Consider the following 17759-nt stretch of genomic DNA (forward strand, 5'->3'; position numbering starts at 1 on the left):
GAAACGGGACAGCCCATGACCTTAACCCAGGCCCTGCCCCGCTTCCAAACCCTCAATAGGTGCCGCGCAGGGTCACCATGAAGTTGCGTGGCTCACCATAGTAGTTGCCATAGGTCGAAGTACCCACGGTTTCGTAGTACTTCTTGTCGAACAGGTTGTTGCCGTTGAGCGTGACGTTCCAGTGATCATCGACACGGTATTCGACCAACGCGTTCCAGATCGCATAGCCGCTCTGGTCGAAGTCGAACGGGACGTTTCGCTCAACCAGCGCGCCGCTGCTGTCGTAGCGATTCACTGTACCGCTCATGTACGTGGCGCTTTGCACCTGCACGCCGCCGCCGACCTTGAAGTCGCTGAGGATACCCGGCAGCCGGTAGGTGCTGTACAGCTTGAACAGGTGCTTTGGCATCACCGTGCTCAGCGGCGCATCGGCGCTGCGGTTACGGTTCAGGTTGAAGGTGTAGCCCCCCACCAGCATCCAGTCCGGCAGCAGCTCGCCAGACAGCTCCATGTCGATGCCCTTGCTCACCACCTTACCGTTGGACACATAGCAGCAGCTGCCCGAGAAGCCGGCGTTGGTGGCCAGGAAGTTCGGGTCCTGCACCGCTTCGTTTTCGCGGGTGCTGTAGTACAGCGCCACGCTGGCGTTGAGTGCGCCATTGAACAACTCACCCTTGAGGCCGGTTTCGTAGGTTTTGCCGGTCATGGGCTCGAGCGGCGAACCGCTTTGCGCAGGGCCGCTGATTCGGCTGGACTGCGGTTTGTAGATTTCCGAATAGCTGACGTATGTCGACCATTGATCGTCAAGGTCGTAGACCAGGCCACCGAACGGGGTGACCTTCGTGCCTATACGCTGCTCCGGGCTGGAGATACTTGCTGGCGAGGTCAGATTGTTGGTGTAGGTCTGCCAAAAGTGGAAACGCTGCGCACGTGCCCCGACAATCAGGTGCAAGGGTTCGGCCAACTGCAACCGCAGGCTGCCGTACAGGCCGTACTGGCGTTGCGAGTTGGGGCTGTAGTCGCGCTTGTAGTCACGCCCATTGCCGGGGTCGTCGAACGCCGAGCTGTCGGGGTCGAACACGTTGGCGGGCGCGCCCGACGCGGCATAAGGCGCAGTGCCCAGCCACCGGCTGTCGATCTTCTGGTAGTCGGCACCGAAGACCACTTCATGGTCCAGACCAAAGGCCTGGAAGTGGCCAGAGACGTTACCGTCATACAGGTGCTGCTCGTTCTCCTGGCGGGTCGAGGTGCCGTACCAGGTCGCTCCGGTATTGGTCACCGGGTCCACTGCATTCAGAGTGGTCGCCGTCTTGAACAGCCCAAGGTCCCAAGTGTTGGTGTAGCTGAGGTTAAGCTTCCAGTCGTCGTTGAATCGGTGGTCCACCTTGGCGAAGTACTCGCGCGCGGTGGCGTCGAGGTAGGCCCACTTCTTGGTCAGGCCGGTATGCCGTGGCAGGTTCAGGTCAGCACCATTGCTGTAGCGCGGCACCGCGCTGTTGCTGCCGGTTTCGTGGGATTTGTTGTAGCGAGCACCGAAGGTGAGCATGGTGTCGTCCGTAACGTCCGCCTCCAGCACGCCATACACCAACGGCCGCTCGGTGGCGCGGTTGTCGGTGAAATACTGGCGATCGGTGTTGGACATCACCAGGCGACCGCGCACGCGGCCATCCCAGCCCAGCGGGCCGGAAAGGTCGAATTCCTGGCGATAGTTGTCCCAGCTACCGGCCGACAGGGTCAGCTTCAGCTGGTTAAAAGAAGTCGGCCGCTTGCGCACCATGTTGATGATGCCACCCGGGTCACCCGAGCCACCATACAACGCAGCAGTACCGCGCAGTACCTCGATGTGGTCGAACTCGGCCAGTTCGAAGATGTTCGACGAATAGAATGAACCCATCGCGGTGCCCAGCGCCTGAGGCGCAGCGCCGTCGATCTGCAGGTTCTGGATACTGAAACCACGCGAGAGGAAGTCCTGGGTGCGGAAGGTGGTGCTCTGGGTGACGATGCCCGGCGTCACTTTCATCGCCTGGTTGATGTCGGTCAGTTGCTGGTCTTCAATCAGCTGGCGGGTCACGATCGACACCGATTGCGGCGTCTGGCGCAGGCTGGTCGGGGTCTTGGAGCCAACGCTGATCAGGCCCGGTGCATAGGAGCCGGTGTTCTCGGTACTCTGGCCCATGCCCTGCCCGGCTACTGTGGTCACGCCAAGTTCCAGCGCGTCACTGCTCACCGCCGATTGCGGCTCGGCCACCAGCCGGTAGCCGTTATCGCTACGCTCTACCCGGTAGCCACTGCCGGCCAGCAGCACGGCAAAACCGCTGTCCACCGAATACAGACCATGCAGGCCGTTGCTGTGCAGGCCGGCCAGTGCTTCGGGGGTGAAGGCCAGCGACACGGCGGCTTGCTGGGCATAGCTACCCAGCGCCTGGGCCAGGTTGCCGGCGGGCACTTCGAAGCTGCGGCGGGCGGCCTCCTCGGCGACAGCCGGCAGGGCCGCAACGGACAGGGCCAGCCCGGCACAGGAAAGGCGCAAGGCCAGGGCTAGCGGGCTGAGGACGGGGTGGCCAGGGAATCGGCGCATGGTGGATCGGCTCCTTGTTCTTGATCGGTTGGCCTCTTGTCTGACGGGCCACTGCGCAGAAGCGGAACCACCTGAATCAATTTTCTCGTGAGACGGGCTCGACCGTGGTCCACCAGCGGCCAACGCCGCCGATACGAATCGGCAGCGCCTCGGCCAGCAGGCGCAGGGCCCTTTCGCTGTCATCCAGAGGCAGCACCGCCGACACCTTGATCGCCTGCATTGCCTGGCGATCGAAGCGCAGCACGCCACGGCGTTGCTCGGCCAAGGCATCGAGCACCTGGTCGAGCGGTACGCCGTCGGCCACCAACTGGTGATGCTGCCAGGCCCGATCGACCCGCGCCGGGTCGATGGCCGGCAACGGGCCAAGCCCTTCACGCGCCACCCATGCCCGCTCTCCCGGGCCGACGACCAACTGATCGCCGGACAAGGCAGTGCGCGCCTCGACCCGGGACTCAAGCATGGTCAGCTCGCTGCGAGCGTGGCCGTGTCTGACCACGAAGCGCGTGCCCAGGGCCTTGAAGCTGCCTTCGTCGGTCTGTATCACGAAGGGTCGCGTCGGGTCATGACTGACATCCACCAGCACCTGGCCATGCAGCAGGCGGATGCGCCGCTCGCCAGTGCTGAAGTCGACATCCACGGCAGAGTTGCCCGCCAAGGTCAGCTGCGAGCCATCTTCCAAGGTTTGGCTGCGCCACTCCGCAGGCGCGGTACGCAAGTCGGCCAGCCAGTCGCGCGGGGTTCCACCGGAAAGGCTCAGTGTGCCCAGCAAGGAGATTGTCAGGGCCAAACCGAGCAAAGTGCGCCGTGCGCCCGAGCCTGGAGCCGAAACCTGTACGCCGACGCGCAGCCCCGCGCCCACCGGTCCGCGTTGCTCGCGCAGTGCCTGCACCTGGCTGATCACCCCTTGCATGCGGCGCAAGGTGGCGCCGTGGCGTGGGTCTGCCTGCAGCCAGGCGTCGAACTCACGCGCCTCGTCGGCATCCAGCTCACCTTCGCCCAGGCACAGGGCCCATTCGGCCGCTTCCTGTTCGATACGCGAGGGATTCACGGTTCGGCAATGTCCAGCGTGCGGTGGCAATGGATCAAGGCCTGGGCCAGGTACTTGCGCACCATGCGTGGGGAAATCTGCAGGCGTTTAGCAATCTGAGGCTGGGTCAGGTCGTCCAAATAGTAACCGACGAAGGCCTCGCGGGCATTCAGGTGCAGGCCTTCCAGCAGGAAAGCGATCTGCTCCAGCGCTTCGAGGGTGATGAGGATGCTTTCGGGAGACTGGTGCCCTTCCAGCGCCTCGGCAGCCAAGGCAAGTTCGCTGAGGTAGGCCTCTTCGATTTGCTGTCGGCGGACCCGGTCGATCAACAGGCGGCGTGCAGTGGTACTGAGGTAGGCGCGTGGCTCGCGCATGCCCAGCAAGGCATCACGCGAGGCCAGGATGCGCACGAAGGTGTCCTGGGCCAGGTCGGCTGCGCTGTGCGAACAACGCAGCTTGCGACGTAGCCAGCTGAAAAGCCAGCCATGGTGCTCGCTGTATAGCTGTTCAAGCGGGTACGGGCTCGGTGAGTCGGCTACGGGCATGGGGCACCGGGACACAAGTGAGAATTGTTCCCGAATAGTAGCTATTCGCCGTAAGACTATGCAACAGGTGGTTCGAGCAACAAGCCGTAAATGCCAGAGTCGGACAGCTCACCTGCCACCCACCAACGGGCCCGCAAGGTGCCTTCCAGGACAAAACCCTGGCGCTCCAGGGTGCGTGCCGAGCCTTGGTTGCGCGGGTCGATTTCGCCTTCCAGGCGGCGCATGTGCAGGGTGTGGGCGAGGTAGTCGATGAAGCAGGTCAGCGCTTCGTCCATGTAGCCCCTGCCCTGCACGGCGCTGGCCAGGCAGTAGCCGATTTCGCCACGGCGGGAAATGTCGTCGATGTTGAACAGCTGGACCATGCCGATCAGTTCGCCGTTGTCGCGGCGGTACATGCCGAGCTTGAGTTGGTCGCCATTGGCATAGGCTTCGCGGTCGGCGGCCAGGGCACTTTCGGCCTCGGCCAGGTCTTGCCAGGGTGCATGGTGCCAATAGCGCATGACCTCGGGGTCGGCCATGATCGCCAGCCACTGCGCGGCATCGGCATGGCGCATGGGGCGCAGTTGCAGGCGTGGGCTGTCGAGGCAGAGGTCACTGGGGAAACTGCGGGGTGGGGTCACGCCGGATCTCCTGTCCATTGCTGGGGAGATGACAGTTTACCGTCAAGTGCAGGGTTGAGGCATCCCGGGGCTGCTTTGCAGCCCATCGCGGCACAAGGCCGCTACCAAGCTACGCGATCCACTGCAGGAGCATTTTCGTTTACGAATAACAACATCCATATTCGACAGCGCGAAAGCGAAAACGAAGTAAATATTTTGCTAAGGCTTGGAAATAATGTAATGAGTTAGCCTGGCTCACTCGTTCAAGCAAACTAGGCTCTGTCCGAAAAGTCTTGGGACGCAGGTCAGGCAAGGCGAAAACAGCCGAGGAACGGCCGAGGTCGCGCCCGACTGTACTGGCGTACATGAGCATCCCGAGGCTGTTTTCAACGCAGCATGAACAAGTATCAAGGCTTTTCGTACAGAGCCTAGCTAACTCATCCGTGCAAATAAATCAGGCCACCTCGGCCCCATCATCCGGCCAATGCGGCTCGTTGGCCTCTGGCGGGGTCAGCGGCGGCAAACCATACGCCGCCCGCGCATCATCACAGCTTGGGTTATGCACACCACCCTCCCAAGACGCGTCAAACTCGCGGCACGGGCTGGAACGGTTGGCGTAAATCGTACAAGCCACCTCTTTACCGATCTCGCCCTGCAGGCTGACGCAGCGGCAGGGCTTGGCATCGGTGCCAATCATGGCAACGCGGGTGGGATTGATCTGTACCACCAGGTCGTCCGGCACGACGCCCCCGGCAGACTGGCATTCGCCCCAGAAGAAGGACACACGGAAGTACCCGCAGCAGGCGCCGCAGTCAAGGCAAGGGTTATATTCGGACATGATGGCACGGAGGGAAGGTTGTTGTTATCGGGGCTGGCCCGCCGCGCCATTTTCATTCCAAGCGGGGGCGGCTGGATAGAGGGGCAATGCAAAAAAAATTGCCGCTGATCCGGCCGCCCGCCTCGGCTAGCAGATGGACTTGTAAGTGGCAGCATCCCAACGCTGCAATGCCAGCCCTGTGCTCGGGTCGTAACCCTCGCCCCGCACTTTGCTGAAGTACGTACGCTGCTCACCACGGTGCACCAGACGGTCGTGCTTTTCGCCCTCGGTAAGGACCGTGTAAGACTCACTGCGCATGGCCTGGTACTGCTTTTCGGCAGCGGCCATGAGCTGGTGATACTTCATTAACTGGCCTTCGTCCAAGGCCAGGCACTTGTCCAGCTGCACACCCCAGCGGGTCAGGCAGACCTCGGCAAAGTGGCGAACGATCAACCCAGGTTCTGGCAGCACCTTGCCGTCGCTCGCGCCGTCGACCGAGGCGTTACCCACCAGCGTGGCATGCCGGCCTGGCATCGGATAGATGCAGGTTCGCGTGGAGCTGGCGACCGCTGGGATCACGCACGCAAAACCTTTGGACCGCTCATCCCGCGAGTAGAAACCTACGTACTCCTTGACGTTGCCAGCCAACGTGACGCGTTCGGTTTGCACATTACCGACCCCTGGCACCGGGTCAATGGCAAAGATATTCACTGGGATGCCGCGCAATACAGGGTCTTGGGCCATGGCGTTGGCCAGCATGTGGCAACTGATCCCTCCCCTGCTCCAACCCACCAGGTTCACCTGCGTGGGCAAGCGCGGCTTGCGGAACACACTGATGATACGCTCTTGCAGTTCCTGCGGCGTTGGATGACGATCGCCGTAGTCGTAGTTGCGCCAGAACCACGACGCCGTAGTGGTAACGTCCGGGATTGGCACCCCGGCGGCTTTCAGCCGCTGGTACTCTTCTTCGTCGAGCTTGGTGCGCTGCCAGTTGCTTTCGCCCTTGATCACCTGCAGCACATGGTTGACGTTTTCTTCCCAGCCGCGGCCAAACAGCTGGCCGCTCCAGTTGAAATAGCCGCCGGGTTCGACGAACAGGGTGTCATCCTGAAGGTTGCCGCTGCCGGGGCCGTCTACGGCAATCCAGTGGGCGAACTCGCGGCCTTGGTCGTTGCTGGCCAGGGTCGAGACCAGCTCACCATTCCAGAAGTTGGGGTTGGCATCGTCGAAACGGTGCGATCCGGTGCCGCAAAAATAGGCGGTGAAGACACTCATGGGAATCTCTTTGGTGAGAAATGAGTGCTGAAGGTAGGAATATCGATACCCAGAAGGCAGGTGGAAAGCTCACCTTCGAGGCAATCGGGGCTGCGTCGCAGCCCCAGTCACCTTACTTGCGGGCCAACCCGTCGGCCCGGAACATCTGCCGGATCCCGCGAATAGCCTGGCGAATGCGGTCCTGGTTCTCGATCAGGGCAAAGCGCACATGATCATCGCCATAATCACCAAAGCCGATCCCCGGCGACACGCACACCTTTGCCTCGGCCAGCAGTTTCTTGGAGAACTCCAGCGAACCCAAGTGCGCGTACTCTGGCGGGATCTTCGCCCACACGTACATCGAAGCCTTGGGGTTCTCGACCATCCAGCCCAGCTCGTGCAAACCTTTCACCAAGAGGTTGCGGCGCTGGCGGTATTGTTCGGCAATGTCGCGCACGCACTGCTGGTCGCCTTCAAGAGCGGCAATGGCGGCCACCTGCAGCGGTGTGAAGGTGCCGTAGTCGTGGTAGCTCTTGATCCGCGCCAGGGCACTGACCAGCTCGGGGTTGCCGACCATGAAGCCGATCCGCCAGCCGGCCATGTTGTAGCTCTTGGACAGGGTGAAGAACTCCACCGCAATGTCCTTGGCACCCGGTACCTGCATGATCGACGGGGCTTTCCAGCCGTCGTAGACGATATCGGCATAGGCCAGGTCGTGGATCACCAGCACGCCATATTGCTTGGCCAAGGCCACCACGCGCTCGAAGAAGTCCAACTCCACGCACTGCGCGGTCGGGTTGGACGGGAAGCCGAGGATCATCATCTTCGGCTTGGGGATGGACTCGCGAATGGCCCGCTCAAGCTCGTTGAAGAAGTCCACACCAGGCACCAACGGCACCGAGCGCACCTGCGCACCGGCGATCACTGCGCCGTAGATGTGGATCGGGTAGCTGGGGTTGGGCACCAGTACAGTGTCGCCCTGGTCGAGGGTGGCCAGCATCAGGTGCGCCAGGCCTTCTTTCGAACCGATGGTGACGATGGCTTCGCTTTCCGGGTCGATGTCGACCTCGTAGCGATCCTTGTACCAGTTGGAGATTGCCCGACGCAGGCGCGGGATACCGCGCGAGGTGGAATAGCCATGGGTATCTTCACGCTGGGCGACCTGCACCAGCTTCTCGACGATGTGCGGCGGGGTGGCGCCATCGGGGTTGCCCATGCTCAGGTCGATGATGTCTTCGCCCCGGCGGCGGGCAGCCATCTTGAGCTCGGCAGTGATGTTGAAGACGTAAGGGGGGAGACGATCGATGCGCGCAAAGCGGCGCGGCGAACCTGGGTTGGCCATGGCTTCCTCTGAGGACGTAAGCGCCCGGAACCGTCCGAGCGACGCTGGCCGATGTGGCGGCCTGAATCAGAAGATAGTGCCGAAACATGATCCTTGTAAAGGATAATTTCCTGTTTTGTTTAGTCTTTTCAGATCTATTGTTTGAAAATCAGAAATTTCTATTTTTCCTGTGCCGGCTTCCTAGCGGGTTTACCCGCGAAAAGGCCAGCACAGGAAAAATACCCAAAAAAAACCCCGGCACAGAGGCCGGGGTTTTCGTGAAGCAGGCAGCAGTTTCAGCGTGCGTAGGTCATCAGCACGTCCGCAGCAGTCTGGCTGTCCACGCCCATCATCACGCTCAATGCAGTGACGGTAAGGATGGAGAAGCCGAACACCTTGCGGGCCCACTTGCTATCGTCTTCAGCCTTGTAACCACCCCAGGCCATGTACAGCCAGTACAGGCCCATGGCGGCTGCCACGGCCAGGTAGCCGAGGCCGGCGTAACCGCCGAGGGTAAGCATCAGGGTGGCAAGAACGAAGGCCAGTACGTACAGCACGATCTGCTTCTTCGCCGCGAGGACACCGCGCGCCACCGGCAGAACCGGAATGTTGGCAGCGCTGTAATCCTTGAAGCGGAAGATGGCGATCGCAAAGCTGTGCGGCATCTGCCACAGGCTGAACATCACCAGCAGGGTAACCGCAGCCAGGTCGAAGCTGTTGCTCACGGCGCAGTAGCCGATCACCGGAGGCATGGCACCGGACAGGCTGCCGACCAAGGTGCCGTGCACCGACTTGCGCTTCAGCCACAGGCTGTAGAAACCGACGTAGACGACGAAACCAATCAGTGCGCAGAACGCAGACAGCGGGTTGGCCTGTACATACAGCAGGCTGAAACCCGCCACCCCGAGCAGGGTGGCGTAAATCAGCGCGAGGGGCAGCGACATACCGCCCTGAACCATGACGCGGTTCTTGGTGCGCTCCATCTTGTGGTCGATGTCACGGTCGATGCAGTTGTTGAACACGCATCCGGACGCAACCACCAGCGAAGTACCGATCACCACCGCCAGGAACAGGGCGAAATCCACATGGCCCTTCGAGGCAAGGAAGAAACCGCCTGCCACGGAAAGCACGTTACCGAAAATGATCCCCGGTTTGGTGATTTGGATAAAGTGCTTAACGGACATGCAGTCTTACCTCACTTGGCCAACATTTCGAAGTGGATGCTGAACATGATCCACAGCGACAGGCCGACAAGCAGAGCGATCACCAAGGTGGTGAACAGGAACGTCGATACGTTGTTGCGTTGCTCTTTCGAGCGGTCCATGTGCAGGAAGTAGACCAGGTGAACAACTACCTGGATCACGGCCATGGCAACGATGATCAGAACGGTCAGGTTCTTCGGCAGGCTGGCGGTCATGGCCAGGCCGAACGGGATCGCGGTCAGGATGATCGACAGTACAAAACCGATCATGTACGACTTGACGCTGCCGTGATTACCTTCGTGATGAGTGTCGTGTGCGTTAGCCATTACAGAACTCCCAGCAGGTAAACGACGGTGAATACGCAGATCCAGACCACGTCCAGGAAGTGCCAGAACAGGCTCAGGCAGCTCATGCGGGTCTTGGCGGTCGGCGTGATGCCGTGCTTGTTGATCTGGTACATCATGATTGCCATCCAGATCAGACCAGCAGTCACGTGCAGACCGTGGGTACCTACCAGGGCGAAGAAGCCCGACAGGAAGCCACTGCGCTGCGGGCCGAAGCCCTCGCTGATCAGGTGATGGAACTCATAGATTTCCATCGCGATGAAGCCTGCACCGAACAGGAAGGTCACAGCCAACCAGCCCAGTACACCTGCTTTCTTGCCATCGAACATCTTCAGCATGGCGAAGCCGAAGGTGATCGAGGACAGCAGCAGGAACAGCGTTTCAACAGCTACGAAATCGAGCTGGAAGATGTCATGACCCGACGGGCCGCCGGCAAAACTGCCGGACAGCACCGCGTAGGTGGCGAAGAGCGACGCAAACAGGATGCAGTCGGTCATCAGGTACAGCCAGAAACCCAGTACGGTCATCTGGCCCGAGTCGTGGTGGTGGTCGTCATGCCCATGGTCGTGACCATGAGCAGCGCCGCCGTGCATTACTTGACTGGACATTGATTACACCCGCTCAAACGATTCGACACGTGCGCCGGCAGGCAGAGCACCTGCTTTGGCCAGCGCTTTCATACGCTCGCCTTCGATGCGCGCCACTTCTTCGGCCGGAACCATGTAGCCCTGGTCGTCACGTGCAGCGTGGCGAACGAAGACAGCGATGGTTGCAACCAGGCTCGCGCCCACCAGCCACCAGATGTGCCAGATGAAGGCGAAGCCGAAGACGGTCAGGAACAGGCCCATGAACAGACCGGTAGCAGTGTTGCTCGGCATGTGGATGGCTTCGTACTTGGCCGGGGCCTTGTACGCAACGCCCGCTTCCTTGGCTTCGTGCCAGCAGTCCAGGCCAACTTTCTCAGGCATGTGAGCGAAGTTGTAGAACGGAGGTGGCGAAGAAGTCGACCATTCCAGGGTACGGCCGCCCCATGGGTCGCCGGTCACGTCCAGGTTCTGGTTGCGGTCGCGGACCGAAACGAAGATCTGGATCAGCTGGCAAGCGATACCGAACAGGATCAGCACGGCGCCAACGACGGCTACGTACAGGTAGGGTTCCCACAGTGGGTTGTCGGAGTGGTTCAGACGACGGGTCATGCCCATGAAGCCCAGGGCGTACAGCGGCATGAACGCAACGTAGAAGCCCGACAGCCAGAACCAGAAGGCAGCCTTGCCCCACTTCTCGTTCAGGGTGAAGCCGAAGGCTTTCGGGAACCAGAAGGCGAAACCGGCGATGTAGCCGAATACCGCGCCACCGATGATCACGTTGTGGAAGTGCGCAATTACGAACAGGCTGTTGTGCAGGACGAAGTCAGCACCCGGAACGGCCAGCAGTACGCCAGTCATGCCACCGATGGAGAAGGTGACCATGAAGCCCAGGGTCCAGAGCATCGGTGCGGTGAAGCGCACACGGCCTTGGTACATGGTGAACAGCCAGTTGAACAGCTTCACACCGGTCGGGATGGAGATCAGCATCGTCGCCAGGCCGAAGAAGGTGTTGACGCTGGCGCCGGCACCCATGGTGAAGAAGTGGTGCAGCCATACTGCAAAGCCGAGGATGGCGATCGCGCCCGATGCGTAGATCATCGAGTGGTGGCCGAACAGGCGTTTGCCAGAGAACGTCGAGGTAACTTCCGAGAACACGCCGAAGGCCGGCAGGATCAGGATGTAAACCTCAGGGTGACCCCACGCCCAGAACAGGTTGACGTACATCATCGGGTTCCCACCAAGCTCGTTGGTGAAGATGTGGAAGTCCAGATAACGGTCAACAGTCAGCAGCGCGAGTGCAGCAGTCAGGATCGGGAACGAAGCAACGATCAGAACGTTGGCCCAGGTGCAGGTCCAGGTGAAGATCGGCATGTCCATCAGCTTCATGCCAGGTGCGCGCATCTTCATCACGGTGACGAGGAAGTTCACGCCGGTAAGCGTCGTACCCAATCCGGATAGCTGTAGCGCCCAGATGTAGTAGTCGACACCCACCCCAGGGCTGTACTGGATGCCCGCCAGCGGCGGATAGGCAACCCAGCCGGTCTTGGCGAATTCACCAACACCCAGCGAGATGTTGACCAGCAGCACGCCTGCCAGCAGCAGGTAGAAGCTCAGGGAGTTCAGGAACGGGAAGGCAACGTCACGTGCACCGATCTGCAGAGGAACCGCCAGGTTCATCAGGCCGGTGAAGAACGGCATCGCCATGAAGATGATCATGATCACACCGTGAGCGGTGAAGATCTGGTCATAGTGTTCAGGCGGCAGGTAGCCTTCGGAGCCACCGGTTGCGGCAGCCAGCTGGGTACGCATCATGATGGCGTCGGCAAAGCCGCGCAGCAGCATGACCATCGCGACGATGATGTACATCACGCCGATCTTTTTGTGGTCGACAGTAGTCAGCCACTCGCTCCACAAGTAGGTCCACTTGCGGAAATAGGTGATAAGACCGACGACAGCGATACCGCCGAGCGCGATCATGGCAAGCGTCACCATGACTATCGGCTCGTGATAGGGTATCGCCTCCAGGCTTAATTTACCGAACATCTCTTACTCCTCTGCACCGGCAGCTGGTTGCATACTCGATTCCACACCCTTGGTTGTGGCCAGATCTTTGCTGCCTGCTTCTTCGTGGCTACGACCGCGGTTCATGCCTTCGTACTTGTCGACGATCAGCTGGAACTGCTCTGGCGAGGCCTCGCTATACAGCGCGACTGGGTTGTTTTCGCTTGGTTTGGCCAAGGCGTCGTATTCGGCCTTGTCCAGCTTCTTCGGCGACTGCTTGACCTCGGCGACCCACTTGTCGAAGTCTTCCTGGGAGGTGGCAGTAGCCTTGAATTTCATGCCGGTGAAGCCAGCACCGCTGTAGTTGGCGCTGATACCGTCGAACTCGCCGTTTTCGTTGGCGATCAGGTGCAGCTTGGTGGTCATGCCGGCCATGGCGTAGATCTGGCCGCCCAGGCCCGGGATGAAGAACGAGTTCATCACGGCGTCGGAAGTGACGCGGAAGTTGACTGGGGTATTAGCCGGGAAGACGATCTTGTTGACCGTGGCAATGCCCTGTTCCGGGTAGATGAACAGCCACTTCCAGTCCAGCGCGACCACGTCGATCTGCACCGGCTTCACATCGGAATCCAGTGGACGGTACGGGTCCAGCTTGTGGGTGGAGTGGTAGGTGACGTAACCCAGGGCGATGATGATCAGGATCGGGATGATCCACACCGCGGCCTCGATCTTGGTCGAGTGCGACCAGTCAGGGGTGTAGGTGGCAGCCTTGTTGGAAGCACGGTACTTCCAGGCGAACGCCAGGGTCATGATGATCACGGGCACCACCACCAGCAGCATCAGCCCGGTAGCGATCAGGATCAGGTTCTTTTGCTCAATGCCGACCTGGCCCTTCGGGTCGAGCAGGGTCCAGTTGCACCCACTGAGTAAAAGCATGCCTAAAAAGGGCAATATGCCAAACAGTCTGGGGTAACGCTTTTTACTCATCTCACGACCTCTAGATCAGCTTGCTTCAATGCAATTTGTGTTTTGGTAGCCAACACTTCGTCCTGCCAAGTGAGGCATTTCGCGCCCGTACTCGCTCCTGCCTGGGGTCCGACTGCAGGACCTTGGCTTCAAGCGGGTTAACGGTGCTTATGGTTTCGTAGGCAACAGGCCTGTACTTCAGACCAAGTCCATTTGGTGCGGGAAAACGCGGAGGGGGGTCCGCCCGGTATCGCCGTTGGGCGAAACTTGACGAAGTCAGCAAAAAGGAGCGCTGGGGCTTCCTTCAATCCTGCGACTCGCAAGCAGTGCCGAACGGAAATTGGGGGCGATTGTAGTTAGGTCGCCAACCCTTGACTATGACTTATTGAGCAACAGTCTTTTACAGAATCCGCAACAATGCGACTCAACAATTCAACTTCGCGACAGTTTGTCGCACCCCGCTTGCTAGCCCTCAAAGCCGCATTCTACAAGGCTTGGTGGTTGATCTGAATCAAGCGGGAGGCAACTTTTCGCTCTTCTCGTGCGCTGCAAAAGACCCGATGCAATTCGGGACTTTTGTCTAAGCCTGGCGTCGGTTGCGGTAGATGCCGAGCGGGACCAGCACAGCAGTCAGCACGAAGGCAACGAGCGCCCATTGCGCCAGTGACAAACCAAGAATCGGCGGGTACGGCGTGCTGCAGAAGCCGTCGACCTGGAATGCCAGCGGCCAGAGCTTGGCCAACGGCAGGTCATCGACGATCGGTTGCAGGGTATCGATGCCGCAACTGACCATGGGGTTGGCGAGTATATACACATGGTTGCCGGCCGCAACGATTCCGCCAATGGCGCTGAGCACCACCAGGGCTTCGAAGAAGGTCAGGCTACGGCGCCCCGGCATTGCCGCGGCAATGAAGGCGAACACGGCAATGAACAGCAGTGCATAACGCTGCAGGATGCACAACGGGCAAGGGGCCTCGCCCAGCACCACTTGCATGTAGAGCGCGCCGCCGATCAGCGATATGCAGATCAGGCCCAGCAGCACCAGAAAGCGCCGTTCCCGATTCAGGCGCGTTGTTTGTTCGATCATTACCGGTTCCTTCGATGGATAGTGGCAGCGTGGTCCGCCCGCCTTGGCGCAAGTCTACACGCTGGGCAGGGCCAGTGAGTGTGCCGAGGAGGCGGCGTGATAGCGCTGCGCAGGGCTATCCGGTGTGGCTGAGACCGGCCGTAACGGCGTCGGTTCAACGCCGGGCGGCAAAAAAACGGCTGCCCGAGTGCCGCGCAGGGGCAAGCCCCTCGACACCCGGGAGTGAAGGATACCGTGATTAAAGGACGATTAACTATGAAAGCGCAGCGCGCCGGTTTCATCTTCCTTTATATATAGGCAGGAAGTAGTCACATAAGCCTGTGCCGGCCTCTTCGCCGGGAACCCCGCTGCTACAGGGCGGTATGCCGGTGGAGCGGGTTCACCCGCGAAGGGGCATTACAGGCGCTACATCACGCCAAGGCAGCCGCCGGCCCGAAGAACTCGTAGCGGCTCTGCTGCTCCGGCACACCCAGGCCCTTCAGTTGGCGCTTGACCGCCGCCATGAAGCCCTTCGGCCCAAGGAAGTAGGCGTCCACATCACGCTCAAGTGGCAGCCACTCCGCCAGCAGGTCGGCGCTCAGCAGGCCCACGGCATCGGCGGCATCCGCGCCTTGCGCCTCGGCGTAGCAGTAGAAGCGCTTCAACTGCGGATGACGCGCCGCCAGCCCATCGACCCAGTCGCGGAAGGCATGCACCGCGCCATTGCGCGCGCAATGAATGAAATGCACCTCACGCTGGGTTTGCAGTGCAGCCTGCAGCATCGCCAAGGTCGGGGTAATACCCACGCCACCGCTGATCAGCACCAGCGGTTTTTCGCTGGTGGCCAGGGTGAAGTCGCCCGCAGGTGGGAACAACTGCAGGGTATCGCCAACTACCAGCTCATCGTGCAGGTAGCTGGAGACCTTGCCGCCCGCTTCACGCTTGACGCTGATACGGTATTCCTTGCCATCGCACAGCGCCGACAAAGAGTAGTTACGACGCTGCTCGGCACCATCAATGTCCAGCTTCAGGCCGATGTACTGGCCAGGTTCGGCCTTGAGCACAGGCTTGCCATCCACCGGGGCAAAGTAGAACGAAACGATTTCACTGCTTTCCCGATCGCGGCGCACCAGGCGGAACTCGCGAGTACCACGCCAGCCTCCCTCGGCCTCCTCCTTTTGCTTATACAAACCTTCTTCAGCGCCGATCAGGATATCGGCCAGTTGGCCATAGGCCGCCCCCCAGGCCTCGATGACTGCAGGGGTGGCGATTTCCTTGCCCAGCACTTCTTCGATGGCACGCAGCAGGCAGCTGCCGACGATCGGGTAGTGCTCCGGCAGAATCTGCAGGGCAACGTGCTTGTTGATGATTTGCCCGACCAGGCCGCCCAGCTGTTCCAGCTGGTCGATGTGGCGGGCATACATCAGCACGCCGTTGGCCAGGGCACGCGGCTGGTCGCCGCTGGCCTGGTGCGCCTGGTTGAACAGCGGGCGCACCTGGGGATACTCGCTGAGCATCATTTTGTAGAAGTGAGTGGTCAGCGCCTCGCCGCCGCTTTCCAGCAGCGGTACGGTGGCCTTGATGATTGCACGTTGTTCGGCATTGAGCATTGCAAAAACTCCTGAGCCTGGTGGCTTCAAATGACTGCCAGGGTCACTACAGCAATCGTGCCAACTTTTATGTTCATGAAAATCAATGGCTTGAACCATAACATGTCAAAAGGACACATGGCGGCGTATAGTCATATCGACCAAGAGGAGTCCTTATGACTGCAAAGCCGTTACTCACTGCCCTGCTGCCCCTGGTCAGCGACCTGTCCCGTGACTTGCCCGACCAGGAACGCTATCGCCGGCTGCTGCAGGCCATGCGTGGCTTGCTGCCGTGCGATGCCGCCGCGCTGCTGCGCCTGGATGGCGAATGGCTGGTGCCGCTAGCGGTGGACGGCCTGAGCCCGGATACCCTCGGCCGGCGCTTTCGCGTCAGCGAACACCCGCGCTTCCAGATCCTCCTCAGCCGCCCGGAGCCCACCCGCTTCGCCAGCGACTCCGAACTGCCCGACCCTTACGATGGCCTGGTCAATGCCCCGGATGCCGACCTCGAAGTGCACGACTGCATGGGCTGCCCGTTGGTGGTCGATGAGCGCCCCTGGGGCCTGGTCACCCTTGACGCCCTTACCCCCGGGCAATTCCAGAGCCTGGAACTGGATGCCCTGCAGGCCTTCGCCAGCCTGGCCGCCGCGACTGTGACCGTGGCCGAGCGCATAGAGCACCTGGCCCTGCGCGCCGAGGACGAACACCTTCGCGCCGAGATCTACCGCCAGGCCAGTGGCCAGGACAAGGAGCTGATCGGCCAGAGCCCGGCGCACAAACGCCTGGTAGAAGAAATTCGCCTGGTCGGCGGCAGCGACCTGACGGTGCTGATCACAGGCGAAACCGGTGTCGGCAAGGAACTGGTGGCCCAAGCCCTGCACCAGGCCAGCAGCCGCGCCGACAAGCCGCTGGTCAGCCTCAACTGCGCTGCCCTGCCCGACACGCTGGTGGAAAGCGAGCTGTTCGGCCATGTACGCGGTGCCTTCACAGGCGCGCACGGCGAGCGCCGCGGCAAATTCGAACTGGCCAACGGCGGTACGCTGTTTCTCGACGAAGTCGGCGAACTGCCGCTGGCGGTGCAGGCCAAACTGTTGCGTGTGCTACAGAGCGGCCAACTGCAGCGCCTGGGTTCGGACCGCGAGCACACCGTGAACGTACGCCTGATCGCCGCCACCAACCGCGACTTGGCGGCAGAAGTGCGCAACGGCAACTTCCGCGCCGATTTCTATCACCGCCTCAGCGTATACCCACTGCAGGTGCCTCCGTTGCGCGAACGTGGGCGGGACGTGCTGCTATTGGCGGGCTACTTCCTCGAACAGAACCGTTCACGCCTGGGCCTGAACAGCTTGCGCCTGAACAGCGAAGCCCAGGCCGCGCTGCTGGCCTACGACTGGCCGGGCAACGTGCGCGAACTCGAGCACCTGATCGGCCGCTCGGCGCTCAAGGCATTGGGCCAGCACCGCGACCGGCCGCGGATCCTCACCCTCGCAGCGAACGACCTTGATCTGCGCGTTTCCTCACCCACCGCGGGCGCCCTGCCCTCGCCCGCGGCACCGCTGCCGGTCAGTACAGTGCCCGAAGGAGGCCTACGCGAAGCCATCGATGTCTACCAGCGCCAGATGATCGAGGCCTGCCTGCAACGGCATCAGGAAAACTGGGCGGCAGCAGCGCGTGAGCTGGGGCTGGACCGCGCAAATCTGAGCCGATTGGCCCGCCGGCTGGGGCTTCGCTGAGGTTTACCTACAAAAGGATTAACTCAGAAAGCCATCTGGTTGCTTCCCGCCTGGCTGCTATATCTCCCTAACCACCCAAATCTCGACTGCCTGGTCGAGGCCGTGCGTACCAACCCTGAAGGGGCTTTGT

At 61.0% G+C, this 17759-nt stretch carries 15 protein-coding genes; 1 reads left to right on the forward strand and 14 read right to left on the reverse strand.

From position 1 onward, the window contains the following. Positions 1–52 precede the first annotated feature (52 nt). The 14 genes from DMX11_RS13390 to hmpA all read right to left on the reverse strand — a co-directional run bounded on the left by DMX11_RS13390 (position 53) and on the right by hmpA (position 15917). Complete coding sequence (locus tag DMX11_RS13390) at positions 53–2578, reverse strand: TonB-dependent receptor (RefSeq protein ID WP_110744953.1); 2526 nt, start codon at positions 2576–2578, stop codon at positions 53–55. A 76-nt stretch (positions 2579–2654) separates the two neighbouring features. Next, positions 2655–3626, reverse strand: coding sequence for a FecR domain-containing protein (locus DMX11_RS13395; protein WP_110744954.1), 972 nt, complete (start codon positions 3624–3626; stop codon positions 2655–2657). Beyond that, a complete protein-coding gene (locus DMX11_RS13400) occupies positions 3623–4150 on the reverse strand; it encodes a sigma-70 family RNA polymerase sigma factor (protein ID WP_110744955.1) in 528 nt (175 codons plus the stop codon). The genes DMX11_RS13395 and DMX11_RS13400 overlap by 4 nt, the downstream gene beginning before the upstream one ends. A gap of 56 nt (positions 4151–4206) precedes the next feature. Beyond that, positions 4207–4770, reverse strand: coding sequence for a GNAT family N-acetyltransferase (locus DMX11_RS13405; RefSeq protein ID WP_110744956.1), 564 nt, complete (start codon positions 4768–4770; stop codon positions 4207–4209). A 433-nt stretch (positions 4771–5203) separates the two neighbouring features. Beyond that, entirely contained in the window at positions 5204–5587 is a 384-nt protein-coding gene (locus tag DMX11_RS13410; protein WP_003248590.1) for a YkgJ family cysteine cluster protein, read from the reverse strand. 126 nt (positions 5588–5713) lie between these two features. Continuing rightward, on the reverse strand, positions 5714–6841 hold the full coding sequence (locus DMX11_RS13415) for a hypothetical protein (RefSeq protein WP_110744957.1): 1128 nt from the start codon (positions 6839–6841) through the stop codon (positions 5714–5716). A gap of 112 nt (positions 6842–6953) precedes the next feature. Beyond that, positions 6954–8162 (reverse strand): alanine transaminase, encoded by a 1209-nt coding sequence (gene alaC / locus DMX11_RS13420; protein WP_110744958.1) that lies wholly within the window; start codon positions 8160–8162, stop codon positions 6954–6956. Between the two features lie 275 nt (positions 8163–8437). Next, entirely contained in the window at positions 8438–9325 is an 888-nt protein-coding gene (gene cyoE / locus DMX11_RS13425; protein ID WP_014861450.1) for a heme o synthase, read from the reverse strand. An 11-nt stretch (positions 9326–9336) separates the two neighbouring features. Next, positions 9337–9669, reverse strand: coding sequence for a cytochrome o ubiquinol oxidase subunit IV (gene cyoD / locus DMX11_RS13430; RefSeq protein ID WP_003248599.1), 333 nt, complete (start codon positions 9667–9669; stop codon positions 9337–9339). Beyond that, positions 9669–10295: a cytochrome o ubiquinol oxidase subunit III gene (cyoC, locus tag DMX11_RS13435; RefSeq protein ID WP_012051225.1), complete on the reverse strand. Its 627-nt coding sequence runs from the start codon at positions 10293–10295 to the stop codon at positions 9669–9671. Before cyoC ends, cyoD begins: the two co-directional genes overlap by 1 nt. A gap of 3 nt (positions 10296–10298) precedes the next feature. Beyond that, positions 10299–12317 (reverse strand): cytochrome o ubiquinol oxidase subunit I, encoded by a 2019-nt coding sequence (cyoB, locus tag DMX11_RS13440; protein WP_003248603.1) that lies wholly within the window; start codon positions 12315–12317, stop codon positions 10299–10301. A gap of 3 nt (positions 12318–12320) precedes the next feature. Beyond that, a complete protein-coding gene (gene cyoA / locus DMX11_RS13445; RefSeq protein WP_110744959.1) occupies positions 12321–13262 on the reverse strand; it encodes a ubiquinol oxidase subunit II in 942 nt (313 codons plus the stop codon). 559 nt (positions 13263–13821) lie between these two features. Beyond that, positions 13822–14328 carry a disulfide bond formation protein B gene (locus tag DMX11_RS13455; RefSeq protein WP_110744961.1) on the reverse strand — a complete coding sequence of 169 codons (507 nt, stop codon included), beginning with the start codon at positions 14326–14328 and terminating at the stop codon, positions 13822–13824. Between the two features lie 410 nt (positions 14329–14738). Next, the gene (gene hmpA / locus DMX11_RS13460) at positions 14739–15917 is read right to left on the reverse strand and encodes an NO-inducible flavohemoprotein (protein WP_110744962.1); all 1179 of its coding nucleotides are present in this window, start codon (positions 15915–15917) and stop codon (positions 14739–14741) included. Positions 15918–16072: 155 nt separating this feature from the next. Between hmpA and norR the strand changes: the two genes are divergently transcribed. Further along, positions 16073–17629 (forward strand): nitric oxide reductase transcriptional regulator NorR, encoded by a 1557-nt coding sequence (gene norR, locus DMX11_RS13465; RefSeq protein WP_110744963.1) that lies wholly within the window; start codon positions 16073–16075, stop codon positions 17627–17629. Positions 17630–17759: the final 130 nt, after the last annotated feature.

Source organism: Pseudomonas sp. LB-090624 (assembly GCF_003205205.1).
Lineage (GTDB): Bacteria > Pseudomonadota > Gammaproteobacteria > Pseudomonadales > Pseudomonadaceae > Aquipseudomonas.

Coding starts and splice junctions, on each gene's coding strand:
- DMX11_RS13390 (WP_110744953.1), bottom strand. CDS start 2,578: ATGCGCCGATTCCCTGGCCACCCCGTCCTCAGCCCGCTAGCCCTGGCC.
- DMX11_RS13400 (WP_110744955.1), bottom strand. CDS start 4,150: ATGCCCGTAGCCGACTCACCGAGCCCGTACCCGCTTGAACAGCTATAC.
- DMX11_RS13410 (WP_003248590.1), bottom strand. CDS start 5,587: ATGTCCGAATATAACCCTTGCCTTGACTGCGGCGCCTGCTGCGGGTAC.
- DMX11_RS13415 (WP_110744957.1), bottom strand. CDS start 6,841: ATGAGTGTCTTCACCGCCTATTTTTGCGGCACCGGATCGCACCGTTTC.
- alaC (WP_110744958.1), bottom strand. CDS start 8,162: ATGGCCAACCCAGGTTCGCCGCGCCGCTTTGCGCGCATCGATCGTCTC.
- cyoE (WP_014861450.1), bottom strand. CDS start 9,325: ATGTCCGTTAAGCACTTTATCCAAATCACCAAACCGGGGATCATTTTC.
- cyoD (WP_003248599.1), bottom strand. CDS start 9,669: ATGGCTAACGCACACGACACTCATCACGAAGGTAATCACGGCAGCGTC.
- cyoC (WP_012051225.1), bottom strand. CDS start 10,295: ATGTCCAGTCAAGTAATGCACGGCGGCGCTGCTCATGGTCACGACCAT.
- cyoB (WP_003248603.1), bottom strand. CDS start 12,317: ATGTTCGGTAAATTAAGCCTGGAGGCGATACCCTATCACGAGCCGATA.
- cyoA (WP_110744959.1), bottom strand. CDS start 13,262: ATGAGTAAAAAGCGTTACCCCAGACTGTTTGGCATATTGCCCTTTTTA.
- DMX11_RS13455 (WP_110744961.1), bottom strand. CDS start 14,328: ATGATCGAACAAACAACGCGCCTGAATCGGGAACGGCGCTTTCTGGTG.
- hmpA (WP_110744962.1), bottom strand. CDS start 15,917: ATGCTCAATGCCGAACAACGTGCAATCATCAAGGCCACCGTACCGCTG.
- norR (WP_110744963.1), top strand. CDS start 16,073: ATGACTGCAAAGCCGTTACTCACTGCCCTGCTGCCCCTGGTCAGCGAC.